This window comes from Paenibacillus sp. FW126-R14 (genome assembly GCF_058789495.1).
In genome coordinates, this window is the sequence record NZ_JBYTBS010000004.1 from 218,912 (window position 1) to 243,299 (window position 24,388).

General features: G+C 49.6%; 16 protein-coding genes. 3 read left to right on the forward strand and 13 right to left on the reverse strand.

The features are described 5' to 3' along the window. Nucleotides 1–84: 84 nt before the first annotated feature. On the reverse strand, nucleotides 85–441 hold the full coding sequence (locus AC3WRW_RS04410; protein ID WP_492545146.1) for a glycine zipper domain-containing protein: 357 nt from the start codon (nucleotides 439–441) through the stop codon (nucleotides 85–87). A gap of 93 nt (nucleotides 442–534) precedes the next feature. Further along, on the reverse strand, nucleotides 535–753 hold the full coding sequence (locus AC3WRW_RS04415; RefSeq protein ID WP_492545147.1) for a hypothetical protein: 219 nt from the start codon (nucleotides 751–753) through the stop codon (nucleotides 535–537). Nucleotides 754–925: 172 nt separating this feature from the next. Between AC3WRW_RS04415 and AC3WRW_RS04420 the strand changes: the two genes are divergently transcribed. The 3 genes from AC3WRW_RS04420 to AC3WRW_RS04430 all read left to right on the forward strand — a co-directional run bounded on the left by AC3WRW_RS04420 (nucleotide 926) and on the right by AC3WRW_RS04430 (nucleotide 6,193). Next, on the forward strand, nucleotides 926–5,617 hold the full coding sequence (locus AC3WRW_RS04420) for a cation-translocating P-type ATPase (RefSeq protein WP_492545148.1): 4,692 nt from the start codon (nucleotides 926–928) through the stop codon (nucleotides 5,615–5,617). Between the two features lie 62 nt (nucleotides 5,618–5,679). Further along, nucleotides 5,680–5,955, forward strand: a complete 276-nt coding sequence (locus tag AC3WRW_RS04425) for a DUF5132 domain-containing protein (RefSeq protein WP_492545149.1) — start codon at nucleotides 5,680–5,682, stop codon at nucleotides 5,953–5,955. Further along, nucleotides 5,945–6,193 carry a hypothetical protein gene (locus tag AC3WRW_RS04430; protein ID WP_492545150.1) on the forward strand — a complete coding sequence of 83 codons (249 nt, stop codon included), beginning with the start codon at nucleotides 5,945–5,947 and terminating at the stop codon, nucleotides 6,191–6,193. Before AC3WRW_RS04425 ends, AC3WRW_RS04430 begins: the two co-directional genes overlap by 11 nt. A gap of 637 nt (nucleotides 6,194–6,830) precedes the next feature. Here the strand turns inward: AC3WRW_RS04430 and AC3WRW_RS04435 are convergent. From AC3WRW_RS04435 to AC3WRW_RS04485, 11 genes are all read right to left on the reverse strand, one after another. Next, nucleotides 6,831–7,094 carry an HPr family phosphocarrier protein gene (locus AC3WRW_RS04435; protein WP_492545151.1) on the reverse strand — a complete coding sequence of 88 codons (264 nt, stop codon included), beginning with the start codon at nucleotides 7,092–7,094 and terminating at the stop codon, nucleotides 6,831–6,833. Beyond that, nucleotides 7,091–8,818, reverse strand: coding sequence for a phosphoenolpyruvate--protein phosphotransferase (ptsP, locus tag AC3WRW_RS04440; protein ID WP_492545182.1), 1,728 nt, complete (start codon nucleotides 8,816–8,818; stop codon nucleotides 7,091–7,093). The genes AC3WRW_RS04435 and ptsP overlap by 4 nt, the downstream gene beginning before the upstream one ends. Nucleotides 8,819–8,847: 29 nt before the next feature. Then, a complete protein-coding gene (locus AC3WRW_RS04445; protein WP_492545152.1) occupies nucleotides 8,848–10,005 on the reverse strand; it encodes a mannitol-1-phosphate 5-dehydrogenase in 1,158 nt (385 codons plus the stop codon). Then, nucleotides 10,002–10,439: a PTS mannitol transporter subunit IIA gene (locus tag AC3WRW_RS04450; RefSeq protein WP_492545153.1), complete on the reverse strand. Its 438-nt coding sequence runs from the start codon at nucleotides 10,437–10,439 to the stop codon at nucleotides 10,002–10,004. The genes AC3WRW_RS04445 and AC3WRW_RS04450 overlap by 4 nt, the downstream gene beginning before the upstream one ends. Before the next feature lie 21 nt (nucleotides 10,440–10,460). Then, nucleotides 10,461–12,509, reverse strand: coding sequence for a BglG family transcription antiterminator (locus tag AC3WRW_RS04455; protein WP_492545154.1), 2,049 nt, complete (start codon nucleotides 12,507–12,509; stop codon nucleotides 10,461–10,463). 64 nt (nucleotides 12,510–12,573) lie between these two features. Then, nucleotides 12,574–13,998 (reverse strand): PTS mannitol transporter subunit IIBC, encoded by a 1,425-nt coding sequence (locus AC3WRW_RS04460; protein ID WP_492545155.1) that lies wholly within the window; start codon nucleotides 13,996–13,998, stop codon nucleotides 12,574–12,576. Between the two features lie 191 nt (nucleotides 13,999–14,189). Beyond that, the gene (locus AC3WRW_RS04465; RefSeq protein WP_492545156.1) at nucleotides 14,190–14,852 is read right to left on the reverse strand and encodes a response regulator; all 663 of its coding nucleotides are present in this window, start codon (nucleotides 14,850–14,852) and stop codon (nucleotides 14,190–14,192) included. Beyond that, on the reverse strand, nucleotides 14,849–16,087 hold the full coding sequence (locus AC3WRW_RS04470) for a sensor histidine kinase (protein ID WP_492545157.1): 1,239 nt from the start codon (nucleotides 16,085–16,087) through the stop codon (nucleotides 14,849–14,851). The genes AC3WRW_RS04465 and AC3WRW_RS04470 overlap by 4 nt, the downstream gene beginning before the upstream one ends. Nucleotides 16,088–16,110: 23 nt before the next feature. After that, nucleotides 16,111–16,560, reverse strand: coding sequence for a CcdC protein domain-containing protein (locus AC3WRW_RS04475; protein ID WP_492545158.1), 450 nt, complete (start codon nucleotides 16,558–16,560; stop codon nucleotides 16,111–16,113). 203 nt (nucleotides 16,561–16,763) lie between these two features. Then, complete coding sequence (locus AC3WRW_RS04480) at nucleotides 16,764–17,504, reverse strand: DsbA family oxidoreductase (protein WP_492545159.1); 741 nt, start codon at nucleotides 17,502–17,504, stop codon at nucleotides 16,764–16,766. 148 nt (nucleotides 17,505–17,652) lie between these two features. Continuing rightward, a complete protein-coding gene (locus AC3WRW_RS04485) occupies nucleotides 17,653–24,129 on the reverse strand; it encodes an Ig-like domain-containing protein (protein WP_492545160.1) in 6,477 nt (2,158 codons plus the stop codon). Between the last annotated feature and the right edge of the window lie 259 nt (nucleotides 24,130–24,388).

The following is a 24,388-nucleotide window of genomic DNA, read 5'->3' on the forward strand; positions in this document are numbered from 1 at the left end:
AAAACAGCGGCCAACTAAGACTTGAAAATAAGGTCTTAGTGGCCGCTTTTTCGATTGCGCTCTCGTCTCAGTTGACTTCGTAGTTTACGATGTTGTCACATCAGCGGAGGTTTGCGTTACCGGCTTCGTCATATTAGAAACGAAACGATTATGAACAATGGCATGTCCGGCTTGCGTACCCAGCCTCTGACCCAGGCTGTTTCCCAATATTCCTCCGACGACTGATCCAACAACAGTCCCCACACCAGGGAGAACCGTTGTCCCCAGCATCGCTCCGTATTCAATTCCGGCCATGACGCCGACTGCTCCTGTTACATTTCCCGCTGTTTTCACAGTAAATTCTTTTTTATCCATTTGTCCGTTTGATAAATTTTTCACATCTTGGATTTCGGATATGCCTCCAGAAATAAGACCTGCCCATAATGAACCGCCTTGTAACATAGTGATCGCTCCTTCATGTTCATTTCACACAGTAGAAATTGTGCCCTATTTATTAAACAAATCATCCGTTAAAATATTTCCAGCATTTCCTCTTTATATCTCATTAGTAACGGGCTCTTCTACATCCTTCTTCCCCTCTATTTGTAAAGCTGCAAGATCCGATGTAAGCTCCTTGACTTGATCCTTTAACTCGAACCATGCTCCCGTACCTTTTACCGCAAATTTGCGTACGGCTTTTCTGCCTTGTGGAGAAACAGCCAGTGCAACAGCTGCCGCACCGAGCAGAATCGCGAAAAGTGATTTATTTTTCATGAGTTAACCCTCCATTGAAATTTATTTAAATAATTCCATAAAATGAAATTTTTTATTCGAAGGAAGGTTAAGTTTCGGGAAATAACCGATTGCATATTTCAAATATGGACTGTGAATAATAGCCTAACCAACGAAACAAGATCATTTCAACAAGGGGGAAGGAGAGTACAACATGTTGTCATTGCAAAGCAAGAACAGATTTCTCCACGTCTTGCCGGGGAGAATACGCTTGGAAATCAGCGGCCTGAAAGGCTGCAAACATACGGCTGATGAGCTTGTCCGAAGGCTCTCGGCATGTCAAGGAATTTACAAAGCAGTGCCTTGCACACTTTCAGGCAGACTGCTGCTGCTTTACGACGAGAAGCGGATTACTCAGCAAGACATATTCGAGATCATCCGCAATATGGAAGAGCAGATTGTTCTGCCAAAAAAACCGGTCACTATCTCTGATCAGACGGTTTATGCCGGGGAAGACATTCAGCAGGAAGTTGCAGCTGCAGCCGATATCAGCCATCGACCGCCTGAAGACATCCGAATTTTCCCTCATTTCCAAAACCGGGACAGGAAAAAAGCCATGGATTCAATCCCGCTTCCGCTGGTATTATCCATGGGCGGACTAGCTATTCTGGGAGCGAAGCAGCTGTTTATGGGACAATCGGCATTGGCACGAAGTCCGGCCCCTTTCTACTTGTCTGCTCTCGTTTCCGTAGTCACGGGCTACCCTTTCTTAAAACGGGGAATTCAAAACTTTTCAGACAAGAAACAAATCAATTCCGATCTCCTGCTTGGAACCAGTGCACTGGCTCTCGCGCTTATCCGGGAGAACTTAGTTGTATTAGCTGGACTGAGCATCCTGCAATTCGTTAACTGGAAGCGACATCAATCCGTCTTACACGCTGAACAAGAGGTATCTTTATCGCCAGCACTTCAGGCGTACAGTGAAAAGGCCGGCAAATTAGGCATAATTGCCTCCGCAGTAACGTGGGCGGTTACCCGAAATCCGCTGCGTGCAATCGCCGTTCTGCTGGCGGCAAATCCGCGGTCCATGATCTTGCCTGCCAAATGTGCATGGAATCAAGCAGAACTTGTTTCTAATGAAAGAAATTACATAGTTCCGGAAAAAGGATCGTTGTCTCAACTTGCCCGTACGAAAACCATCTTAATGGAAGACTCTTCCTTGCTTTTTGACCCGCCTCAAATTGAAGAGATGGATTGTCTAACGGAAAATCAAGAAGACACGGATAAAATCGTATGCAGCGCAGCATCGTTGATGGCAAAAAGCAGTCATCCTTGGAAAGAAGAGATATGGAACAAAGCTAAACAAACGTGCCGTACGATCCGCACCGCATTTCATGTAGAAGAAGAAGCGCATGGAATCAAAGGAAAAATAAACGATTCCCTTATTTTGCTCGGCAGTTTCAAGTATCTAGAGGAGCATGGCATTGATTGTACGGCATATGAACTGCAGGCCAAACGACTGATCAGAAAAGGCAGCAGTGTCCTGTATGTCGGAAAACAAGGATTTAAGAGCGGCGAATGCTTGGGTTTAATCCTCAGACATCAGGAAACCGCCATCAATGAGCAGGGCCTTGCGGCAGTCTCCTTCATGGACAAAGGCTGGCGCATCCGGCTCTTAAAAAACAGTCTGCAAATCAGCGACGAATTGCTTGCCAGATATCAGATGGATATAAGCTGGTTGGGATTAGAGCAGGGTGAAATCATAGAAAAAATCGCCATTATGCAGCAGCAAGGCGAAGAAGTGCTCTTCGTCTCAAGTTCGGAACACACCCCGTTCAACGCCTATTTGAAAGAAGCCGGGGTAGCTTCCATTGTCAGCGATGAGTTGAAAAACATTTTGGAAAGCTCCGAATACGCCGAGATCATCGATCAAACGGTCAACCATCATGCAGAAGTGACGAAAAAATGGAACTTGCTCGGGAGCGCTTTAGCGACATTCGGAATGATCAGCGCACCCGTCGTCAATCTAGCTGCAGATGCGCTATCGCTTGTTTTTATGTCCCGATCGAAAAAAATAAGCGAGTCCTTCCCAACCACGCCTGCAGCTGCGTACCAACCTGAAATCGCCGCTGCTGTAGAAGTTCCGATTTGGCATGCCCTTTCAAGCGAGCAAGCTACCAATAACTTCTATGTCGATCCGAAAGTGGGACTGACAACCGACCAGATTCATTCTCTCCGAAACCGCTATGGCCCCAACCTGCTGGAAAGCAAACAGCCCACTCCCTGGCTTGTCTCCTATTTGGGACAATTCAAAGAGTTTACAACCCTCATTCTGCTCGGCACCTCGGTTCTTGCTCTATTTACCGGAGGATTGTTCGATGGCATTGCAATGGGGTCCATTCTGCTTGCCAATGCGGCCATTGGAACGATTCAGGAGCGTAAAGCTGAGAAAGTCGTCGAGACGCTCAATCAATTTCAACCACCGGTTTGCAAAACAATACGAGGCGGAGTGCAGTCGGAAATGTCCGCAGATGAACTGGTGCCGGGCGATATCGTTTATTTTGAATCCGGGGACCGTGTCCCAGCCGATATTCGCTTGATTCATTCTTGGAGTTTGCGCGTTAACGAGGCGACTCTGACCGGCGAATCGTTGCCCATTGAGAAAAATGAATCGGCATTGCCAGCCCAGTGTCCGCTGTCCGAGAGAACAAATATGTTATTTATGGGGACGGATGTGTGCGCCGGTAAAGGGATCGGCGTTGTTGTACATACAGGGATGCAAACTGAGATGGGCCATTTGATGTACCTTTTGAAAAATCATGAAAAAGAAGTGACGCCTCTACAGGAAAAGGTAACATCGATTAGCAAAAAGTTTGTCAAAGGCGCTCTTGTAGCGGGGGGCCTCGTTTTCGTTACCGGCTTGCTGCGCGGCATACCGATTACGCAAATGGTAACAACTTCCGTCACTTTGGCCGCTTCCGCTATTCCGGAAGGACTGCCGGTTACCATTACCATTGCACTCAGTGCGGGCATTTTCCGGATGGCGAAGAAACACGCGTTGATCCGAAAGCTTTCTTCTTTGGAAACGTTAGGAAGAACGACGATCATTTGCACAGATAAGACAGGTACTTTAACGAAAAATGAAATGACCGTTAAGACCTTGTCAACCGTTGACCGGGCATGGGCAATAACAGGCGAAGGTTATGAACCGGAAGGCAAGTTCGAAGAACTTCATCCCGAGGTGGCCGCCGCTCTCGCTTCCGCAGCAACCGTCCAATCTCAAACGGATAGTGATCTCCCGATTGCAGATAATCCGGATATGAAGCGAATTCTCCAAATCTGCGTGTTGTGCAATAATAGCAAACTGGAACAAGAAGAAGGAAGATGGATAACTAAAGGGGATCCAACGGAAGGCGCTCTTCTCGCGCTTGCAGCCAAAACCGGCATGTGGGACAAGGATATGTCCCATTGGCATCGCGGACTTGAAATCCCTTTCGACTCCGGTACTGCCAAAATGAGCGTTGTTTGCAAAGACACACAAGCTGGGAACGAATGCTTTCTGTTCTCTAAAGGAGCCGTAGAAACCATTGTTCGCCATTGTAATCGATATCAAAAAAATGGTGACATTTTTCCTTTATCCGAAGAACAAAAACAGCTTATTTTGCAGCAAAATGAGAAGCTCTCCTCGGAAGCCTTGCGCGTGCTTGCCTTTGCGTACAGAAAGTTGGATGACCATACTCATGAAGAGGGCATGGATGAGAAGGAACTGATCTATGTCGGCATGGTTGGCATGATGGACCCTCCAAAACCCGATATCGAACACAACATCCGCGAGGCGCTAGAGTTAGGCGTAAAGCCGGTCATGATTACCGGCGATCATCCGATCACCGCGATTGCCATCGCAAAGCAGATTGGCATCTATAACGGGACTCAGAACGTTCTATCCGGCCATGAGCTTGAACGAATTTCCGATGAAGAACTGAATCGGATTGTGGACGAAATCACTATTTTTGCGAGGGTTACACCCGAACATAAACTTCGCATCGTAACGGCCTTGCAAAATCGCGGTCACATTGTCACCATGACTGGCGATGGCGTCAACGACACCCCGGCTATCAAACAAGCCAACGTAGGGATCGCGATGGGACGGACGGGAACGGAAGTAACGAAAGAAACGGCGGATATGGTTTTGACCGAAGATCAATTTGGAGCCATCGTTGAAGGGGTGAAAGAAGGGCGAACGATCATCGGCAATATCCGCAAAGCGCTCGGCTGTTTGCTGACCGGAAATTTAGCCGAAATCATTGTAACTAGCGCCGCGGTCATGGTCGGTCTGCCGATTCCCTTGGTGCCTATTCAAATTTTGCTGATGAATCTGCTGACGGATGCGCTACCAGCGATGATTTTGGCTGTAAATCCGGGGAATAAAACGAAACAGACCAAGCGGATGGATATCGTCGATAAGGAATTGTATCAAAAAGTGATCGCTCGAGGAGCCCTTCTAGGCTTAGGGTCCATCGGATTATTTGCCGCAAGCCTTGCGACCGGAGCGCCTGTCCCTGTCGCTCAAAGCATGGCGTTCGCGACCTTAGTTGCGGGGCAATTAATCCAAACCTTCTCCTGGCGTCAAGAGGGTTCGGAGGAAACGGTTCGGGATTGGACGAAGGATCGGTTTTTGCTTGGCGCGCTGAGCATCTCCTGGCTGACTTTACTAGCGGTCTTGTACCTTCCGCCTTTAGCCGGATTTTTCCATACCGCTCCCCTGTCGATTATGCACTGGCTGCCAATCATCGGCGTAGCCGGTTCCGTCTCGATTTTATCAAAACCGCTGCTTGCCCTTATTGCAAGAAAAGATGAAACCAAACGGTTCCCGTCTATTGGCGAACATGCGAGTGCTGCGGTTTAAAAAACCGTAGTATTCGCAGCTTTCCATCGTTTGGGAAATTTAATTTTAAAGGGAGAATTCTTATGATTCAAAAGAACATAGACAAAATTATTATCGGTACTGCGCTTACGGTAGCAGCCTCTGCTTTGCTCCCGATTGCCAAATCGACCTTGCAGCCGATCACCGCAGCCGGCCTGCAGGGCAGTGGCGGACTGCTCACGCGGGTCAGATCCCTCCTCCAAATTGCCCGGGAAGAAGTGGAAGATATTATCGCGGAAGCCCAGTTTGAACGAATGAAAAAGCAGCTTGATCGAGAAATCGCGTTGCTGGATGAAGAAGTCAAATCCCATGATGAATGAGGTGAATACGGGCAACATGGAACAAAGCATTGATTTTCATTTGCGCGAAGCATTATCTCATCTGGAAGCCGCAATGAACCAAAGCGTGAGGAGTGTCCTTGAAAACGACGGGGCAAAAAAAGAAATCGGCTTGAAATGGGAAAAATTCCTCGGAGAATTCATTGGCCAGGTCCGTGAAAAAGGTAAAAAGTCCCGGATCAATCTTCTCGGCTGGATTACTTTTCCCCGCATCCGTTAACATGGAAAGAACGCCTCTTGATCACACATTTAGTGAGCTGAGGCGTTCCTTTGTATGCATTTAGCTGCGCGCAAAATACGACTACTTCTTGGTAGGGAAGACTCCCAGCTTTCTGCCTAGCCACATGTACAATGGGTTCTTGATAGGAATCACTTCCCTTCCTATTAAACTTTAGGCGCTTTTTTTACAAACCTATTTTTCTCGCGGTCTCATCTTCATATACGACTATAATTTTTACCAAATTGGAGTGGGAAATCCCTGTGACGTCTACCGGTGTACGAGTGAGAGCTGAATCCTGAGAGGTATCGTTAATCAACACAAAAAACCTAGCCTGCGGCTAGGTCCTTGTCAAAACTCGTACGCTGGAGCGTGGGAATACCGTCTCACCAGCAGATCCCCCTAATTGGGGAACTCCATTCCCTTATTTCAGCGCAAAGTGGCATTTCCGAAGCTGGAGGGGAACTACAGGGCTTTATTTCGTGAAATTTGAACCCGTTCTACCCAAAATGGCGAAATAACGGCTCCTAGTTCCCACTCCCCCGCTCAAAAGGCTGAATCAGGCGAATTAGCGCCCTGTAGTTCGCTTCTCATCCAGAGGAAGCGGGAGCTGGTCGTTCGGGGCGAAGTAAATCCCCCATTACTCCTCAAAAATTTTTGTCAGCAGCTCGCCCAGTTCTTGCAAGGCTTGCTCCTCCTGCTCGCCGTCCGCTTCCAAGGTTACTTCCTCGTTCTTCTGAATGCCAAGCGTCAGCATGCTGAGTGAGCTTTTGCCGTTCACTTTTTTGCTGCCCTTCGTTACGTTGATTTTACATGGAAAAGCGCTGGCTGCTTGCACGAACACCTTGGTAGGGCGCGCGTGGAAACCGGATGGATTGAGTATGGTGAAAGTTTGGGATATCATGCTAAGTCACTCCTTGTCTTTTGTTTAACGAACGCATGGATGCTCTCTTGGGTGCTCATCGTCAAAATTTCTTCCGTGTACCCGGCCCACTCTTGATGGGATAAGCCTTTAATTAACGCTCTGGCCGGCAAAATAGAGCTGGCACTCATGCTGAATTCATGCAGTCCCAGTCCGAGCAAAATGGGAATGGCCGTTTCATCTCCCGCCATTTCTCCGCACATGCCCACCCACTTGCCTTCCTTCTCCGCTGCTTGAATGACCATGCGAATTAAACGCAGGATGGAAGGATGACAAGGCTGGTACAGGTACGCAACGTTCTCATTCATGCGGTCGGCCGCCATCGTATATTGAATCAGGTCATTCGTTCCGATGCTGAAGAAATCAACCTCTTTGGCTAAAAAATCAGCGGCAAGCGCAGCGGCGGGCACTTCGATCATAATCCCCATTTCCAGCTTGTCGGATACCGGAACACCTTCCCCAATCAGCTTCTCTTTCTCTTCTTGAAGAAGACGTTTGGCCTCTTGCAGTTCACCGGTTACCGCAATCATGGGAAACATGATTTTTAACTGGCCATAGCTGCTTGCCCGAAGCAGCGCTCTTAGCTGCGTGCGGAACATCTCCTGTTGGTCCAAACATAAACGAACGGCGCGAAGTCCGAGAAACGGATTGCTTTCCGCCGGGAGCTTCATGTAAGGCAGCTCCTTATCTCCGCCGATATCAAGCGTACGTATGACGACAGGCTTGTTGTTCATTCTTTCCAGAACATGCTTATACACCTGGAACTGCTCTTCTTCGCTTGGTATCGTGCTGCGGCCCATGTATAAGAATTCGGTCCGGAACAGACCGATACCTTCCGCCCCGTTCGCCAGCACCTTTTGCAAATCTTCCACGCTGCCGATGTTGGAGGCAAGCTCGACACGATGGCCGTCTTGCGTCACCGTCGGCTGGTCCAGCAGCTTGCGCAGCTCGCTTTTTCGCTCCTCATAAGCAGCTTTGCGCGCTTGGAACGTTTCGAGCTCCGTCTCGGACGGATCTACGAGAACCGTGCCGAGGACGGCATCCATGGCGATCATCGTTCCCGTCTCGATGTCCGCTGCCGCTGCACCCGCTCCGACAATGGCGGGAAGCTCCAGCGAGCGGGCCATGATCGCCGAATGGGAAGTACGGCTGCCGACCACCGTGATGAAGCCGAGCACATAATCCAAATTGAGCTGCGCGGTATCCGAAGGCGTCAAGTCTTCGGATACGAGCACGCACGGCTCATTGATTGCGGACACCGCCGCGTAAGACACTCCGCGCAGCAGGCTCATGACCCGCCCGGAGACGTCGCGAACGTCAGCCGCACGCTCTCGAAGCAGCTCATTGTCCATCGAGAGCAGCATGTCGATAAAACCGCCTGCCACCTCGTGCAGCGCATATTCTGCATTGATGCCCTCATTGGCAATATGTTCAATGATCGCATCGATCAGATCGGGATCTTCCAGCAGCAGCAAATGAGCTTCGAAAATCTCCGCTTTCGAAGCGCCCATCTTCTGCTCCGTCATCGTTCTGATTTGCTCCAGCTCTTGCTTGGCAGCTTCCACCGCTTGACGGAAGCGCGCCGTTTCTATGTCAGTGTCTGCTACCTTATCCGGCGCAGGCACGTAATGGTCTTGATGTAAGCGATACGCTTTGGCCATGGCTATGCCGGGGGAAGCGGCAATGCCGGTCAAACGTTTTGTCATCATTTTAGCCATGTAAGAACTCCCCTTTCTTAGGATTGCACTGCTTTCTTCAGCTGCTCATAGTGATGTACAATTTCGGCATGAATCGGGTGATCCTCGCGGATTGTCGTGAGTTTGGTTATCGTTTGATCAAGGCCCAAGTCATGTAAATCGGCTTGAATTTGCAGAGCTTCCGGATCGTCGGCAACGTCAAAACGGAGCGCCGCTGCCATCCCCATCGCAAGCTGCTTGGGAGTCATCCCCAGCTCATAGGCTTGCAGCGCAGGACGGACAAGGCGATCGTTGCTGGACAGCTTGCGAATCGGCGATCTGCCGACACGCGTGACTTCATCCGTCAAATACGGGTTGATGAAACGATGTAAAATTTTATGAATATAGTTCGTATGCTCCGCTGCGTCAAATCCATATTTCCGTTGAAGCACAGCGCCTGTTTCTTCCATCACTTGCTGCACAAGACCTGCAATCTCTTTGTTAGCCATTGCTTCTTGAATGGTAGTAAAGCCTTGCAAATACCCTAAATAAGCGGCAACACAATGTCCTGTATTGACTGTGAAAAGCTTACGTTCGATGTAGGGCTCGAGCTTGTTGACATAATGTACCCCTTCGATACGTTGAAAGCCGGGAATCATTTGCGATTCATCAATGACCCACTCGTAGAACGGCTCTACGATGACCTCGAGCGGATCTTCATTGTTCTGGATCGGCACGATGCGGTCGACGGCGGCATCCGGGAAAGCGACGACCCGGCTCACCTTCGCCTGCAGCTCCTCGCTTAAGTGGCTGAACACATGAGCTTTGAGCTGCGTGCTGCCACCGATCGCATTCTCACAGGCGATAATGTGCAGCGGCGCCGCACCGCGCTCCAGGCGCAGCTCCAGCCCTTTGGCGATACCGCCTGCAATGTGCTGCAAAATGTTCACGCCAACGGCTGTCGTGATGAGATCCGCCTGCGCTACCGCTTCAGCGACATCATTCCCGTTTTTCCCGTTAATCGCCGTAACATTCGCAACGTTGAATGAAGCATGATCAGCGTCCGCCAAGGATACTGTGTACGTCTGCCGCTTCTGAAGGAGCTCAACCAAGCTATCATTCACATCGGAGAAAATCACTTCGTATCCTGCCTGAGAGAGCACGAGTCCGATAAAGCCTCTGCCGATATTCCCTGCGCCGAAATGAAGAGCCTTCATGATTCCATCCCGCTTTCAAAAATGGCAACCATTTCTTCGGCTGTCGCTGCTTTCCTAATGTTTTCCATGCTATCATCATCCGAGCAAATCATGGCGACATTCGTCAAAATATCCAAATGATCGTCCCCTACGGCTGCAATGCCAATCACGAGGAAAGCTTTCTCGCCTTCTCCAAAATCGACGCCTTGCGGAATTTGCACGATGGACAGTCCCGTTGAGGTAATGAGCGACTTGGAATCCTGCGTGCCGTGCGGGATCGCTAACCCGTTCCCCATATATGTCGAGAGCGTCTCTTCCCGCTCCAGCATTTTGGCGATGTAGGCTTCAGAGGCGTGACCGGCGTCAACGAGCAATTGACCGGCCATCCGGATGGCTTCGAATTTGTCTTTCGGCTGTGCATTCAGCTTCACTTTATTGATCGATAAGATACTCATAGTAGGTTCTCTCCTATACTTCTATTTTTTATTTTCTAAAAAAGCCTCCAGCTCCTGCGATAAAAATTGTTTAATTTCCTGCTGGCTGCCTTCTTTGAGCAGTTCAATCATTTGCGGAATGAGCAGATAAGAGCTTATTTCGCTGAGCACCTCCAGGCTTTCCTTCGAAAGCTCCTGCGGGCCTAGCATCAGCAGCACTTGCCTTACTCCCGAAGGCGTAATCTGATCCAGCACCAAGTCCTGCGATAAACGGAATAAAGTCAATGACGGTACTCTCACGAATTCACTTCGGATATGAAAAAGGGCCAGCCCCGTATCCGGGATGACTTGACTGCTTTGACGTTCCCTTTTTAACAAAAGTTCAACAATCCGTTCTACATCATCGATAACATCGGTTAACTTGACATAGGAGCACATTTCCCGCAGCGTTGCCTGTAAACTATCGAACGGTTGCTCCAAACGATGAACGGTGAATTGATCGATGATCCTGACGATTTCGTTGACATACTGCTTAATACGATACAATCTGTCTGTTCTCATGCCGGCTTCGGGCAGCAATTCCGCCTGCTCCCTGCTGACGTCGTCTTTCTTCAACGTCACGTTTTGGATAAAAAGCCGCAGACGCTCCGCCTCTTCCTTCGTCAAAAGCGGGCTCAGCTTCATGTACTGCTCCTCATCCAAAGGTAAATCCACCGTCGAAATGATCAAATCGAACTCGCTCTCTGGAATGCGCGCCGCTTCAAACCAGGAAGCGTGGCCTACGATATCGATTTGCGGCAGCTCCTTCGTCAAACGAACAGCGAGCATTTTGGACGTTCCCAATCCGCTGGTGCATACGAGAATCGCTCTTACATTGCGGCGAAACTGCTTCTGCCTCTCCAGCGAAGCCCCGAAATGCATGACGAGATAGCCGATTTCTTCATCCGGTACGACAGCCTCGGTTATCGTCTCATTAACCGCTTCCCGTATATCTTCAAACAGCGCCTCGTAGTCTTTCTTAATTTGGGCGAGCAGCGGATTGCGAATATTAGCTCCTGTTCGCAGCTGCTTCAGCGCGGATTCGAGATGGCTTAGCAAGCCGTCCTTCAGGGAGCGATCGCTGCTGTAATTGATCCCGCTTCGCGCCTCCATAAGACGAATCAGCTTCCATACAATTTCCATGTAGCTGAGCTCTTCTTGCGGAAGGAGCTGATTCGGGTGAGAGTCATCCCTGGGTTGAAGCAGCTCGGCTATATAAGAGATTTCAGCTGTTGAGAATTCCATCTCAATGGCTTTGGACAAATAGCCGATCACATGGGTGAGCAGCTCGCTCTGGCGGACAGATTGCTTCTCCGCATGCAGCTCTATCGCTCTGCCAAGCCGAATTCTCGAGACCGCAATGGAGATGTGAATCAGCAGACTCGTATAATTGCTTTCGGATAACGCGTTCAGCCCCTCATCTTCAGCTTGCCATAAGGCTTCCTCTACTTTGGAGAAATGCTCCTTGCCGATAAGCTCAAGCAGCTTCGCTGTGACAGGCGTGAGCACTTGGACTGCGTTGCCGAACAAATCCGATTCGTCCAAATAATTTTTCGCCAATCGCGAAATCATTTTGCGCATGTTCGCTTCGGAGCCGCTTAAACCGACGCCGTATCCTCTTCTGCGAACAAGAATAAGATCAGCCTTCTGAATCCAGCCCTCCAATTCATCGAGGTCGCTTGTAATCGTAGGAATCGTAACGCTGAGTTCATGAGAAAGTGTAAACAGCTTGACGGGTTCGTCTTCCTGCAGCAGCATGCAAAGAATGAGCAGCTTGCGGTCTTGTGCGGAATATTCAACGGCTGAAGCGCTGAGCAGGTTCCGTTTGAAAGACTCCAGTGTCTTGGAGTCTCCTTGCAGAAGAATGCCTTTGCCCGATTTTTTTTGCAGCGTCAATCCTGAATCTGCGACAATTGCCTCCAGCTCCGACAGTTCTCTATGGACGGTTCTCGTGCTTACTTTGATTTCCGCAGCAATCTCCCCAGCTGTCACCTCGTCACTCCGGCTGAGCAGCAGCTCTAGAATTTGACGATGCCTGTGAGTCACTCTCATGTTCATGCCCCTCTTACCAAAATGGAGATAACGCCGGCAAAATAGCCAGCGTTAAACAGGTATACTAACTCAATCGTTTGACGAGCTCGTCATACTCAGGACTTTTCATAAAATTGTCGATAGAGATATGTTCCGCCTGCGGGGCTTGATTGCGCGCCCGGTCAGTCAACGATTTATGGGTGACGACGATATCGGCATCGGCAGGTATTTCACTGATCGCCGTGTTAATAACCGTAACGCCAACGCCAGCTTCTTTCATTTTCTTTCTCAAAACGGAAGCTCCCATCGCACTCGACCCCATCCCGGCATCGCAAGAGAAAACAATTTTGTTAACCTCGCCGGCCGGTTTCGTCACTGCCGCAGGGGCAGCAGCTGTGCTGGCAGCCTGCTTCATTTGCTTCATTTTCTCAGCAGCTTGCTCCAAATTCTCTTCGCCTTCGGACTGCTTGCTCGTTTTCAGCAATAGAGCGGCTACGATAAAGGAAACGACCGTCGCTGAAATAACGCCTGTGAAGATCGAAAGCATTCCGCCTTTTGGCGCCATTGCGATATACGCGAAAATACTTCCCGGCGACGGCGGAGCCACAAGACCTGCATTGAACATGGAGAACGTAAACGTTCCCGTTACCCCGCCTGCAATAACCGCAAGAATCAAACGAGGATTCATCAAAATGTACGGGAAATAAATTTCATGAATCCCGCCAAAGAAGTGAATGATTGCAGCACCTGGAGCCGATAGTCTCGCAGAACCGCGGCCGACTAACCAGTAGGCAAGCAATATGCCAAGTCCCGGACCCGGATTCGATTCCAACATGAACAGGATCGACTTGCCCGTTTTGGATGCTTGCTCCAAAGCAATCGGGCTGAGCACGCCATGGTTGATGGCATTGTTCAGGAACAACACTTTGGCTGGTTCGATCAACACGTTCGCCAGCGGCAGCAAGCCTGCATTCACAAGCGTTTGAACGCCATACGCGAGCGCTTTGCTTACGACCTGAACAGCCGGGCCGACAACCGTGTAAGCGAGAACGGCCAAAATACCGCCAATAATTCCGGAAGAGAAGTTGTTGACAAGCATCTCGAACCCGGATTTGACTCTGCCCTCGATCGATTTATCGAATCGTTTGAGCACCCAGGCTGCGAAAGGACCGACGATCATCGCTCCCATGAACATTGGGATGTCCGTTCCGATCACGACACCCATCGTCGTCACAGCGCCGATGACGCCGCCGCGCGTCCCGTGAATCATTGTCCCCCCGGTGTACCCGATAAGCAGAGGCAGCAAATACGTGATCATCGGTCCGACGAGCTTCGCTAAATATTCATTCGGAATCCAGCCTGTCGGGATAAATAAAGCCGTAATGAGCCCCCACGCAATAAATGCACCGATATTCGGCATCACCATTCCGCTCAAAAAACGGCCAAAACGTTGAACCTTTACGCGAGCACCACCCGTAGATGTTTGCCTTTGTGTAGCTGATGTATCCATTAGGATAACCTCCCATGATTAGAATCATGATATTGTTTTATGTACTTATCGTAAAGCAAAAGCGCTTTCATATTCAATCAAATCAAAATCCCTTTTCGTCATCATTATTGTTGCCATCATTTTTGACAACCGGTCAGTAAAGATGAAAAAAGAGTCCGTTCTTCAACAGCGAAGTCCGGGCTCTTAGTTATTTACTTCACGATTCTATTGCGAATGGCATAGACGACGGCTTGCGTTCGGTCTTCGACGCCAATTTTTTTCAAGATGCGATGAACGTGCGTTTTCACTGTGCTCTCGCTGATATGCAGCTTCGCGGCAATTTCTTCGTTCCGCAATCCGAACGCCATCTCCTGCAGCACTTCATGCTCCCGCTCCGTAAAATCTTCTATCATCGAAACCGGCATTTGCTCGGCCGCCGCTGACGCTTGAACGGCACTCGCAATCACTTTGGCCGCTACAGCCGTGCGAAAAATCGCTTCGCCGCGATGCGCAGCCCTAATGGCATCAATCAAATCCTCAGGAGCAGCATCTTTGAGCAAATACCCCACCGCCCCCGCACGGATACCGTCATAGACATACCCTTCCAAATCGAAGGTCGTCAAAATGACCACCTTCGTACCGGGATAGGCCACCATAATTTCACGGGTAGCCTCAATCCCGCTGCATTCGGGCATTTGCACGTCCATCAATATGACATTCGGCCGGGAACTGGCAGCAAGCTGCACGGCTTCCCGGCCGTTCGCCGCTTCCCAAGCCAGCTCCATATCCGTTTGCGCTCTAATCATATACCCGATTCCATGCCGGATGAGCTGCTGATCATCTACAATGGCTACGCGGATTTTGTCTTCTTTCATGACGGATCACCTTTCTCATGGCGGTTAGTAAGGGGCACCTTGAACGTGATGCCCAATCCATGCGGATCGCAAGGTTCAAATTGGCACGAGCCTCCGATTCTCTCGCAGCGCGCAATCATGCCGGACATGCCAAACCCCGGTGAAAGTTCCGTATCTTTCGTATATATGCCATCGTCTTTGACCGATAAAACGAGCATTTCCCGACTTTCATACAGATCAATCTCCACCTTCGTTGCCGCGGCATGGCGAATGACATTCGTCAAAGCTTCTTGCAGCAACCGATACATCAATTCCGAGATTCCGGCATGCCAGGGACGCATAGGGCCGGCACATGTAAACTTGATTGGCAAACCGCTCTGATGCTGCACGTTCCGAATCAGGTTTTGCAATGCGATGGGACCGTTGCCTGAATCGTCACTAGCCATTTGGTGAACAACGAGCCGCACTTCCTTGAGACAGTTCCTCGCCACATCCAATACATTGCGTATCGTTTGGTCCATATTACCGGGTTCCACTTTAATGACATAGGGCAACGCCTGAAGCTGAACAATGACGGAAGTGAGTCCGTGCCCGATACTGTCGTGAATATCTCTGGCAATTCTCGTTCTCTCTTCAAGTACGGCATACCGCTGCGACCGGGCCGTCGCTTCTTCCAGCTCGCGATGCGTCCTTTGAAGCTCTTCGTACGCCAGTTCCAATCTGGCATGCATGTGGCTTAATTCCTCCAAATGACGCCGGCTGCTTTCATTCGCTTCCCTTCTCATTCGCGCTCCCCAGAAGAGACCATATATCCCTGCGCCCGTTAAAGCGTTCAGCAGAAGTTCATTTAAGTCAGCTTGTTTCATCATGAAAAAAATCACTGTGTTGGTCGCAATTACCGCGATCGCTAGCGAGATGGAATGTACGGTCGGCAGCTTATAAGCCGCATAACCGATAAGAAAAAACATCAGCGCAATCGCCGGCCTTTCTCCATGCAGCAGAACCCAATAGCTTTCATTCGCCAGCCACAGCGCCGTGACCATGAACACATGCTTGTTCCCCCCCTTCCATTGGACCGGTATCCAGAGCAGAGCCAAACACGCAGCGATAAGCAGGATCCCCAGTCCTGTTTGTAAAACGGATTCCGATTCCATCGTTTTTGCGGTTATATAGATGAAGATGCCGGTAATCAAAATGACTCGGGATTTTTGAAGCACTTTGGCAATAATAGTTGATAACCGTTGCTGAGCTTGCATACGAACACTTTTCTCCCATCGTATTATCTGGTTGAGCCGCGTAATTGCTTATATCTTAAATACAGGAAATAACGTCTTGCACATACGCTCCCCAGCGAAATAAATAATAGCGCACTGCTTAATGATACCAGAAGATGCGCTTTCCCCCAAGATTCTGCAAGCATGCGCACGAGCATAATGCCCATGAATAAGACGATGCTGGCCCACGAGCTTTGTGAAGTTACTTTGCCCGTTTGCGGATGAACCCGGACTTTGTCAAGCTTTCCACGCCAAAGGCCGATGATTATGCCAACAAAGAGACAAATCACAAAGAGCAGGAGATTAAGCGGCGTCATAACAGCCTTTTGCAAAACGTTTGAAAAGATTAACCATACCAACAAAGCAGGTGTAATCCACATGCGCGACGGGCGAATTTCTCTTTCTCTAACCATGAGGAGAATAAGGACGACAAGCACAATTAAATAAGTATTCATTTTGAAGCCTCTCTTTCAATGTTTGGTAAACTCAGAATCAAGTATAAAATAAAATGCAATGAAAAAAGTCCACCCTCAAGTTGATTTTCGTGCTCTGCCCTCCACCTCTGGTTGGATCTGCATGCCTAATTTTTAATAAAAAAAGAAGACGGCCCCAAGGTCTTATTGACCTTAGAGACATCCTCTTTTTCATGTCAATCTATTTATTTGTCAGTCTTGGGAACTTCACCGGAAGGTGCTGCGCAAACGCCGTCCACACAAGCTTCACCGGCATCATCCGTGCCAGACGGGTTAAGTACAGTGAGCGGCTTCACTTCTTCCCAAGCTTTCTGCATGGCTTGAAGAAACACTTCGCTCGACTGAGCGCCGGAAATCCCATATTTCCGATCGATCACGAAAAAAGGCACACCCCGCGCGCCAAGCTGACTCGCTGTTTGCTCATCGCTGCGCACTTCCTTCGTATAATCGTCACCAGCAAGCATCGCGGCGACTTCGTTTTTATCGAGACCAATCTCTGCCGCAAGCTCGGTGAGCGTTTCATGATCTCCGATATGTTTCGATTCTGTGAAATAAGCCTTGAGCAGCCGTTCCGTCATTTCGTGCATTTTATTGTGTTTGGCAGCGAAAAGAGTCAAACGGTGCGCATCGAACGTGTTGGTCACAACCAACGTATCAAAATGGTAGGTTAGCCCGACGGATTGCGCCTGGCCGACCATTTGGTCATTCATCCCTTTGGCTTGTTCGCGGCTCATGCCGTACTTGGTTGCCAGCATATCGTGAACATCATAGTCCACATCTTTGGGGGCATTAGGGTCAAGCTCAAAGCTGCGGTAAATAACTTCCACTTCATTATTATTCGGGAACTGCTCCAATGCGGCTTCAAATTTGCGCTTGCCGATGTAACAGAACGGACATGCAAAATCAGACCAGATTTCAACTTGCATATTGAGACACCTCCGCTAAATGTTTCTTGTTACCCTCTCGATGTAATGATTATAGTTACAACGCGAAAAGAAGTCAACTCTGATGTAGATGATATACAAAAAGCTGCCCCTCCGTCATCTGCGATGACTTATGGGACAGCCTCAATCTTTAATTGGCTAAAATAATTTTTTGCGCTACAGCCGAAAGATCCAGAATATCGATGACGCCGTCGTTATTGATATCCGCGCTTGCCAACCAGTTCGGACTGCTCAAGGTTTCTCCATAGTGACTAGCCACAATGGCCAGATCGCCGATACTGAATTTGCCATCACCGTTCAAATCCCCTGATACGACTGTAATTTGTACCTGAATGGACGCGCCTTGCACAAGCGTTTCTACGCCGTGACCGTCAGAGACGACCACGTCGGACAAGGAAATCGTGCTGCTCGCCGGTTGCGCTGCCGGATTCGCTTGGAAGCTCAGCTTCAAGATCGCTCCGCTGTTGCTATCCGTAACGGCATGAGTGGCTCCTTGGCTGGCCGAAAGGATACGGATATGCCCCGGAGTTCCCGCTTGGCTCACAAACAGGCCATCGACCAACGGGGTTACCGCTTTTAGCTGCATTTTCGCCGGGTCATAATTCACAGTCAAATCTTGCGCGTAAATGCCTCCGTTAACGGTCGAGCCCAGACTGCTTAATCCATAGGTCAGGTCAAACGATTGCTCCGGATAGACGACGCCTGTTCCCGTTAGCGTAGCTGCCGGCTGAGCGATTTGCATCACCGTAATATTGGCCAAAGCCTTATAGGTTATGCCGGTTACGGTTCCTTGCACGCTGAAGCTTCCTACGGCTGCATATTGAGATGATGGAATGCTGTCCCAGAGGACAGGCAACTGCTTAGTCGTGCTGTCGCTGTAGACCGCTGTTACGACTGAAGGCAGTACTGGCGCCGTTCCTACTGTTGTCGTGACGCTGACCGGCGTAATGCTTGCAATCTGTGCCTGAACCGGCGTGTCAGCCAAGAAGGCCGGCGCCGAAATCATAAATTTACGGGAATATATATCCGTTCCCTTGGATCTTACCGCTACTTTGGACAAGTCAGCCAAGCTGCCCGGCAGCTCATAGCTTGTTGCACTTGCCGGCAAATCGGCAAGCACCGTAGCGTTGTTGTAAACCGTGTAGCCTTCGCTCAGAGCGTTGGAGTCCCATTTTAGAACTTTCGCCGGTCCGCTGTCATCCACTTTCAAATTCTGCGGAGGCGTTGGCGCATTAAACACTTGAGCTTGCGTAAGGCGCGGTGGCCCTGTAAGATCTGTGCCAGTGTTGCCTCCAGATGCATTTTCTACCGTAACCTTGATATATCTGGAGTGATAGGTCTTGCCAAGGTTAATAGGGTACGAGCTGTCTGCCGAATCCGTTCCGCCGCCGCTCACGGCTCCATACGTGTAGCCCTCCCCTGTCCGTTTATCCACTTGCGTAAATTTCACTGCGTCGAAATCGGCTGCCGAGGTATGGTTTGCGAAATCATCGGAAACATAGATCGTTGCGCCCTTTAATCGGGTCGATTTGGCAAACAATCGGATCTGGCTGAAATCCATGGCTTGCCCAAGGTCGATTACAAAGCTGCCTTTTCTCGCTCCGTCCGTACCCAGCCACGAATAATTTCCGATTTGATCCAAACTGCTCACATTGGTTACATTCCATAAAGTTGGATCTTGCAGTACGCCGTCGGTCAATTTATTGGCATTCCCGTATCCATTGCCCGCAGCGGACTGCATCTGGATCCCGTTAGCCCCTGCTGTCGGCCCTACGTTATACGCTTGTTTATTCAGCGCAAGGTTGACGGACGATATCCCTGACGCCACTTTGGTGATCGTGATGTCGGAAAGCTGGAGCTCAGCATCAAAGGCAGAGTTATTGCCGCCGTTGGAGCTGCGGTAAATCCCCCATTTAGGACGCTCATACTGGTCAAAAGCAGCCGGATACTCCGTCTCAAAATTGCTCCCTTTCTCCGGTCTTCTCCATAAATCTTTCGTCCCATCGCCTGCGCCTTGATTCGCAAACACTTGATAAACATCCGGGCTGTCAAAGGTATATACCTTCCCAGTTACCATATCGGTTATTTTAATGGTAAACCAGCCGGAATCGGAAATCAGCGCGTTAAGATCAACTTGAATCCAATGGCTGTCAATCTCTTTTAACGGAATGCTCATCACGGTCTTATCGCCGTCCGAACGGTTATGATTCACAACAAGATTCCTGCTGGTCGTTCCGGAAATCGAGAAGGCGAGAATATACGCGCCGTTCTCACCGCCGGTGTTGCCGCCCGGCAAGGTGTCAGCTTTCTGGGCATTCACAGCCTTCAACTGAAAAATATGCCTGAAGTTCGCCTGATTCCACTGATTGCCGTCCGGAATATTCCACTTCCATTGATAGGAAACCAGGTCGCCTTCATGGGCAACAAAATCGCCTGTAGAATCTTCGCTTGGGCGAATTTCAATTCTTTGCCTATCATTTATAGCGGCTCCGCCAACCACATAGCCTTTATCCCAGTCGAAAACGCCTTTATGGCCGTATTCGCCATCGCGGACCTTATCCGCGAATTCATTGTTCACGCCTCTGCCGTATTCGAATACCTTGAACACATTTTTGTTCAATACGCTGTCCCAGACGTTCGTGATATGGTCGTCGGCCGCAGTCGCCCGGGGCTGATCGCCATAATATTCGTGGTAAGCGTCTCTGATCCGCTTGGTCAAGCCTTCAACCGGTTCGTCGGTACCCATGGCGCCGCCCAATACGTTAAACGGAGATACGCCTTCAATTGCGTTCATCTTAATTGTTTTCGCATTCGCGCCATTCCCGCGGGCCGTTACATCCAATGCAAATAGGGATGGGCTGCCGGTGTTGAAATTGAACGTAAATTCACTCGTGCCCAGCGGCAATTTGGATAAGTATGAGGATGCAAATGTCACCGTACGGCCTGATACCGAGTAGTCGGTCGTTGGACGAAGCGCAATTCCGCCCTTTGTTATCCCTGTAAGGGTCTGCCCAGCGTTAAGCTGCATAGCAGTAGAAATAGGAGCACCCTGATCCCACGTACTGTAGGTACCCTTATCCGGTACAAGTACTGTTGAGTTAGAAACGGCATCTTTGCCGTAAATTTTCAATCCGGATATTCCCATCATGGATGCCGTATCGTCTGTGCGCTTATCGCGGGGGCCGACTAGAACGGTGTTGATCATCACATATCTGGCTGTAAACGGAAACAGAAATGTTTTGTTATCAAAGCCCCATTGTTGTCCGTTGTAGGTTACATAGGACCACAAGCCTTCCGTTTCCGTACCGCCGGCGAGTGTCCATCCGTTCGCCCTCCAGTCGTAATTGGCCGCCGAATCGGAAGCCGTAGGCGCACTTGCCCAAGAACTGGGGCTATTGGAATAATAGACCTCGAATCTTGTCGCATTGCTCTGGATATTGGCGATCGTGTTCGGTATTTCAAGGTGAAGTTTATCGATCGTTTTTGGAGTGCCCAAATCTAAGGTTAAGGCTAGTGAAGATGGCGAATAGTTGCCCATATAGACATTCGAGCTTGAATTGCGCCAATATCCGCTTCCTCCGGACCGCAAAGCATCTGCTCCCGGATGATTAGCGGAATCTTCCGAGCTTACCTTGAGATTCCCCCCTGCTATCGGTGTAAAACGGGACGGGTCCAATAGGTTGACCGAGCCTGCCCCTGCTCCAGTTCCCGTTACATTCACCGTGGAAGCGGCGCTCAATCTTCCAATCTTAGCGGTGATCACAGCCGTGCCTGCGCTTATGCCGGTAACCAGACCGTTAGCATCGACAGCTGCCACAGACGGGTTATTGGATACCCATGTTACCGTCTTATTGGTCGCTTCTTCAGGCAGTATTTCTGCACTGAGCGACTCGCTCTTGCCAATAGCAAGGCTTATGCTGTTCTTGTTCAGTAAAACTGAATCTACCAACGTAATATCTTCAGAGGAAGTAAAGTTTATCGTATACTTCGTTGCACCCATGGCTCCTGAAGGGTCAGATACCGTAACCGTTACAGGACCTGACCGGTAGTCGGACGGATACACGATATCGGCATTCATGCCTGCTGGTGCGGCCGCTTCTACTTTTGGCAATGTTGATGCTTGGCTCGAAAGGATTTGTGTATAGGCAGTTTGACCAGGTGTGAAGTTAGCGATGGTCGTTCCGTCTAATTTCAAGTCAACTAGCTCGACCTTTGATCTGGATGGCTCGCCGAAGATGTTGAATACATTACTGCGTATTCCAGCTCCTTTTCCGCTATCAAGCGTATTATTGACATCGGAGACAAGCAGCACATATTGCGCGGAGACCGGCTCGGTCAACGTGCGGTCAACCTTTTCGTTATTGCTAAGCGGAGTCGTTTTCCCCACGCCGGGAATTGCCTTCCAGGAGGCTCCATGTGCCGTCTCAAGAGGCTTTTCCGTTCCCTTGGAACTCGTTGTGAAGTTATTTCCCTCTACAAGCTCGTCGTACGCGGCTCCATCATTGGCATAGTAGACTTGGTAATTTTTCAAGTAACTGCTGTTATTCGTCCATTCAATTTGGATTCTGCTGATATCAATTTTTTTCTCCAATTGCACAGCCGCCCAGTATTGATGACTGCCTGCGTCTTTCGTGATCAGAGAGCTGTTCGCCTGCCAATAGGTGGCGGCATCGTTATCAATAAAGTTTTCTTTGACAATGCTGCCTGAGGATACGACCTTAATCTTAGCCCCCGGAATTACCGCCCAATTCTTATAATCGGAGAGACTAACTTCTATATAAGGCCTGATGCCGTTCGTATTCGTAATACCTAAGCCGCTAAAATCGCCATAAATCTTGGTTTTACCCGTGGTGTCAGGCTTGTAGCCATCCGGGTTCCACGTTACGTTCACCTTTTCGATATTCCCTGTACTCAGCGTGACATCAAGCTGCGAAGGCAACGGCAGGCTGCTAAATGCCGTGCCTTCCGAAGCCGCAATTTCTTTCGGCCTTGCCCAGGCTACAATATCTTTGGTTTGCGTCTTGGGATCCCAGCCATCTGGAAAAACAAAGCTCGCTTTATCCCTTTTGATTAAGTAGACATCCGACAGATACATCGTTGAAGCTTGGAATTCGTCTGCGTAATCCGCGTCTCCTGCGCCGTTATACATCCCGTGATACAGCCCCCATTTGGAACGGTTTTGCTGGCCTGCTTCAACAGGCAGGTCAACACGCTCGATGCGGCCTGTGACCGGGTTCACCGCTTCCGGGCGTCTGTAGGTTTCCGCCGTCATACCGCCTTGGAACAGCACCTCGCCTGTGCTCAGATCGACAAGTTTACCGTACATATAACCTTTATCGGCGGTCAAAATCGTTACTTGCAAATCAAGCCAGCGATCAACCACCTTATCAAAAGGAATCGTGAACAGCGGCTTTATTCTGTCCGCATAGAGAGAATCCGGATTGTTCCTGAATTCAAGCTGGCCTTTGCCATCGCTGGAAACAAGCGAGAGGGTAGCTACCGGTTGGCCCGCTGCGTTGCCGGCTACTTCTTTCAATTGAAAAATGTGCCAAAACCTGCGTGGATTAATGAAATCGCCAGCCTGATAGTTGCTAACATCCTGCTGGAACTTTAAAGTTTCAGACGGAAGCATAAGCCGCCAGTGGTGGGTCATTATGTCGCCGCCTACACTATTTGCATCGCTATTCGCTGCGTCCGTGCTGCTTTTAATCTCCAATCTCTGGCGGTCGCTGCCCACTGCGCCTCGATCGCCATCGTCCCGGCTCACGCCGCTTGGAGTCACGAAAGGTTTAAACTCGTGAAAGCGCAAAATGTCCGAGTTGAGCTTGTCCGTGCCGGGCACGTTGGCAATCCCGTATTTGGCAAGCATTGCCGCATCGTTCCTGCCTATGGTCTGCAGATACATGTTGTCTCCCAGCCAGGAGTCATTCACTGTAGAAGCCGCAGGGTAGTCACCTGATCGATCATAGACGGATTCCGACCATGCTTTTCCGCTATACGACGAGGGGCTGCCCGGTCCTTCTATGGCCCCCGTCGTGCTGCCATTGCCGATTCGGGACGCTCCCATAACGTCCCATGCGTCTTCGCCTCCCTTAATATTGAGCGGCAAATACTTGTCGTTTGCTCCCAAAGTGTCTGCAATTGGAGGAGGCACTTGACTATCAGCCGTAACCGTAATGGTGTATTTTCGGCTGTTGCTGCTCGCATTCCTATCCTTTACCACCAAATAATAAAGCGTAGTTCCGCTCGCTGAAAATTGATCCAATTTGGCGTCGCCTTTGTTGATGCCGCTGGCCGCAAAAGCGATCGCAGTCGTTTCGTTGCTTCTGTACAGTGTCGCAGTTGCGCCTGGGTTCGTTGTTACATTCAGCATTTGATATAAGCTGCCGTAGGGCATTGATATACCAATTGTTTCCAGGCTAAGATCCACTACTGCGTTTGCCGGTTTGTTCACTTTTATGTCCAGTATGTCTAAGCTGTCTCCCGCTGCTGCCATAACTGTTGACGCTGGAAAAACACTAATGATAAGCGAAAGCACAAGTAAGAATGAAAGAACAGAGCTTAATACCCTTTTTAGAACTCGCTGCTTATACATCTTAAAAGACATCCTAAAGCCTCCTAGAGTCAAATACGGATCATGAAACGGGGAATGCAAGACAATAGCTGCTTTCCGTGCGATTTACAAATGAATGCGCTGCGCTACCAAGTCCGCCTTTCTTGGAATCGCTTTCAAACTAATAGGATCAACTTCAGCTCCTTCCTTCTCCTAGTTTCATTATTGTAAAACACGAGCTTATTTTCGCAGATGGAAAAATTTATGATGGGGGTGTATTTTTTTAACATCTGGGGACGAAAAAAACACGATC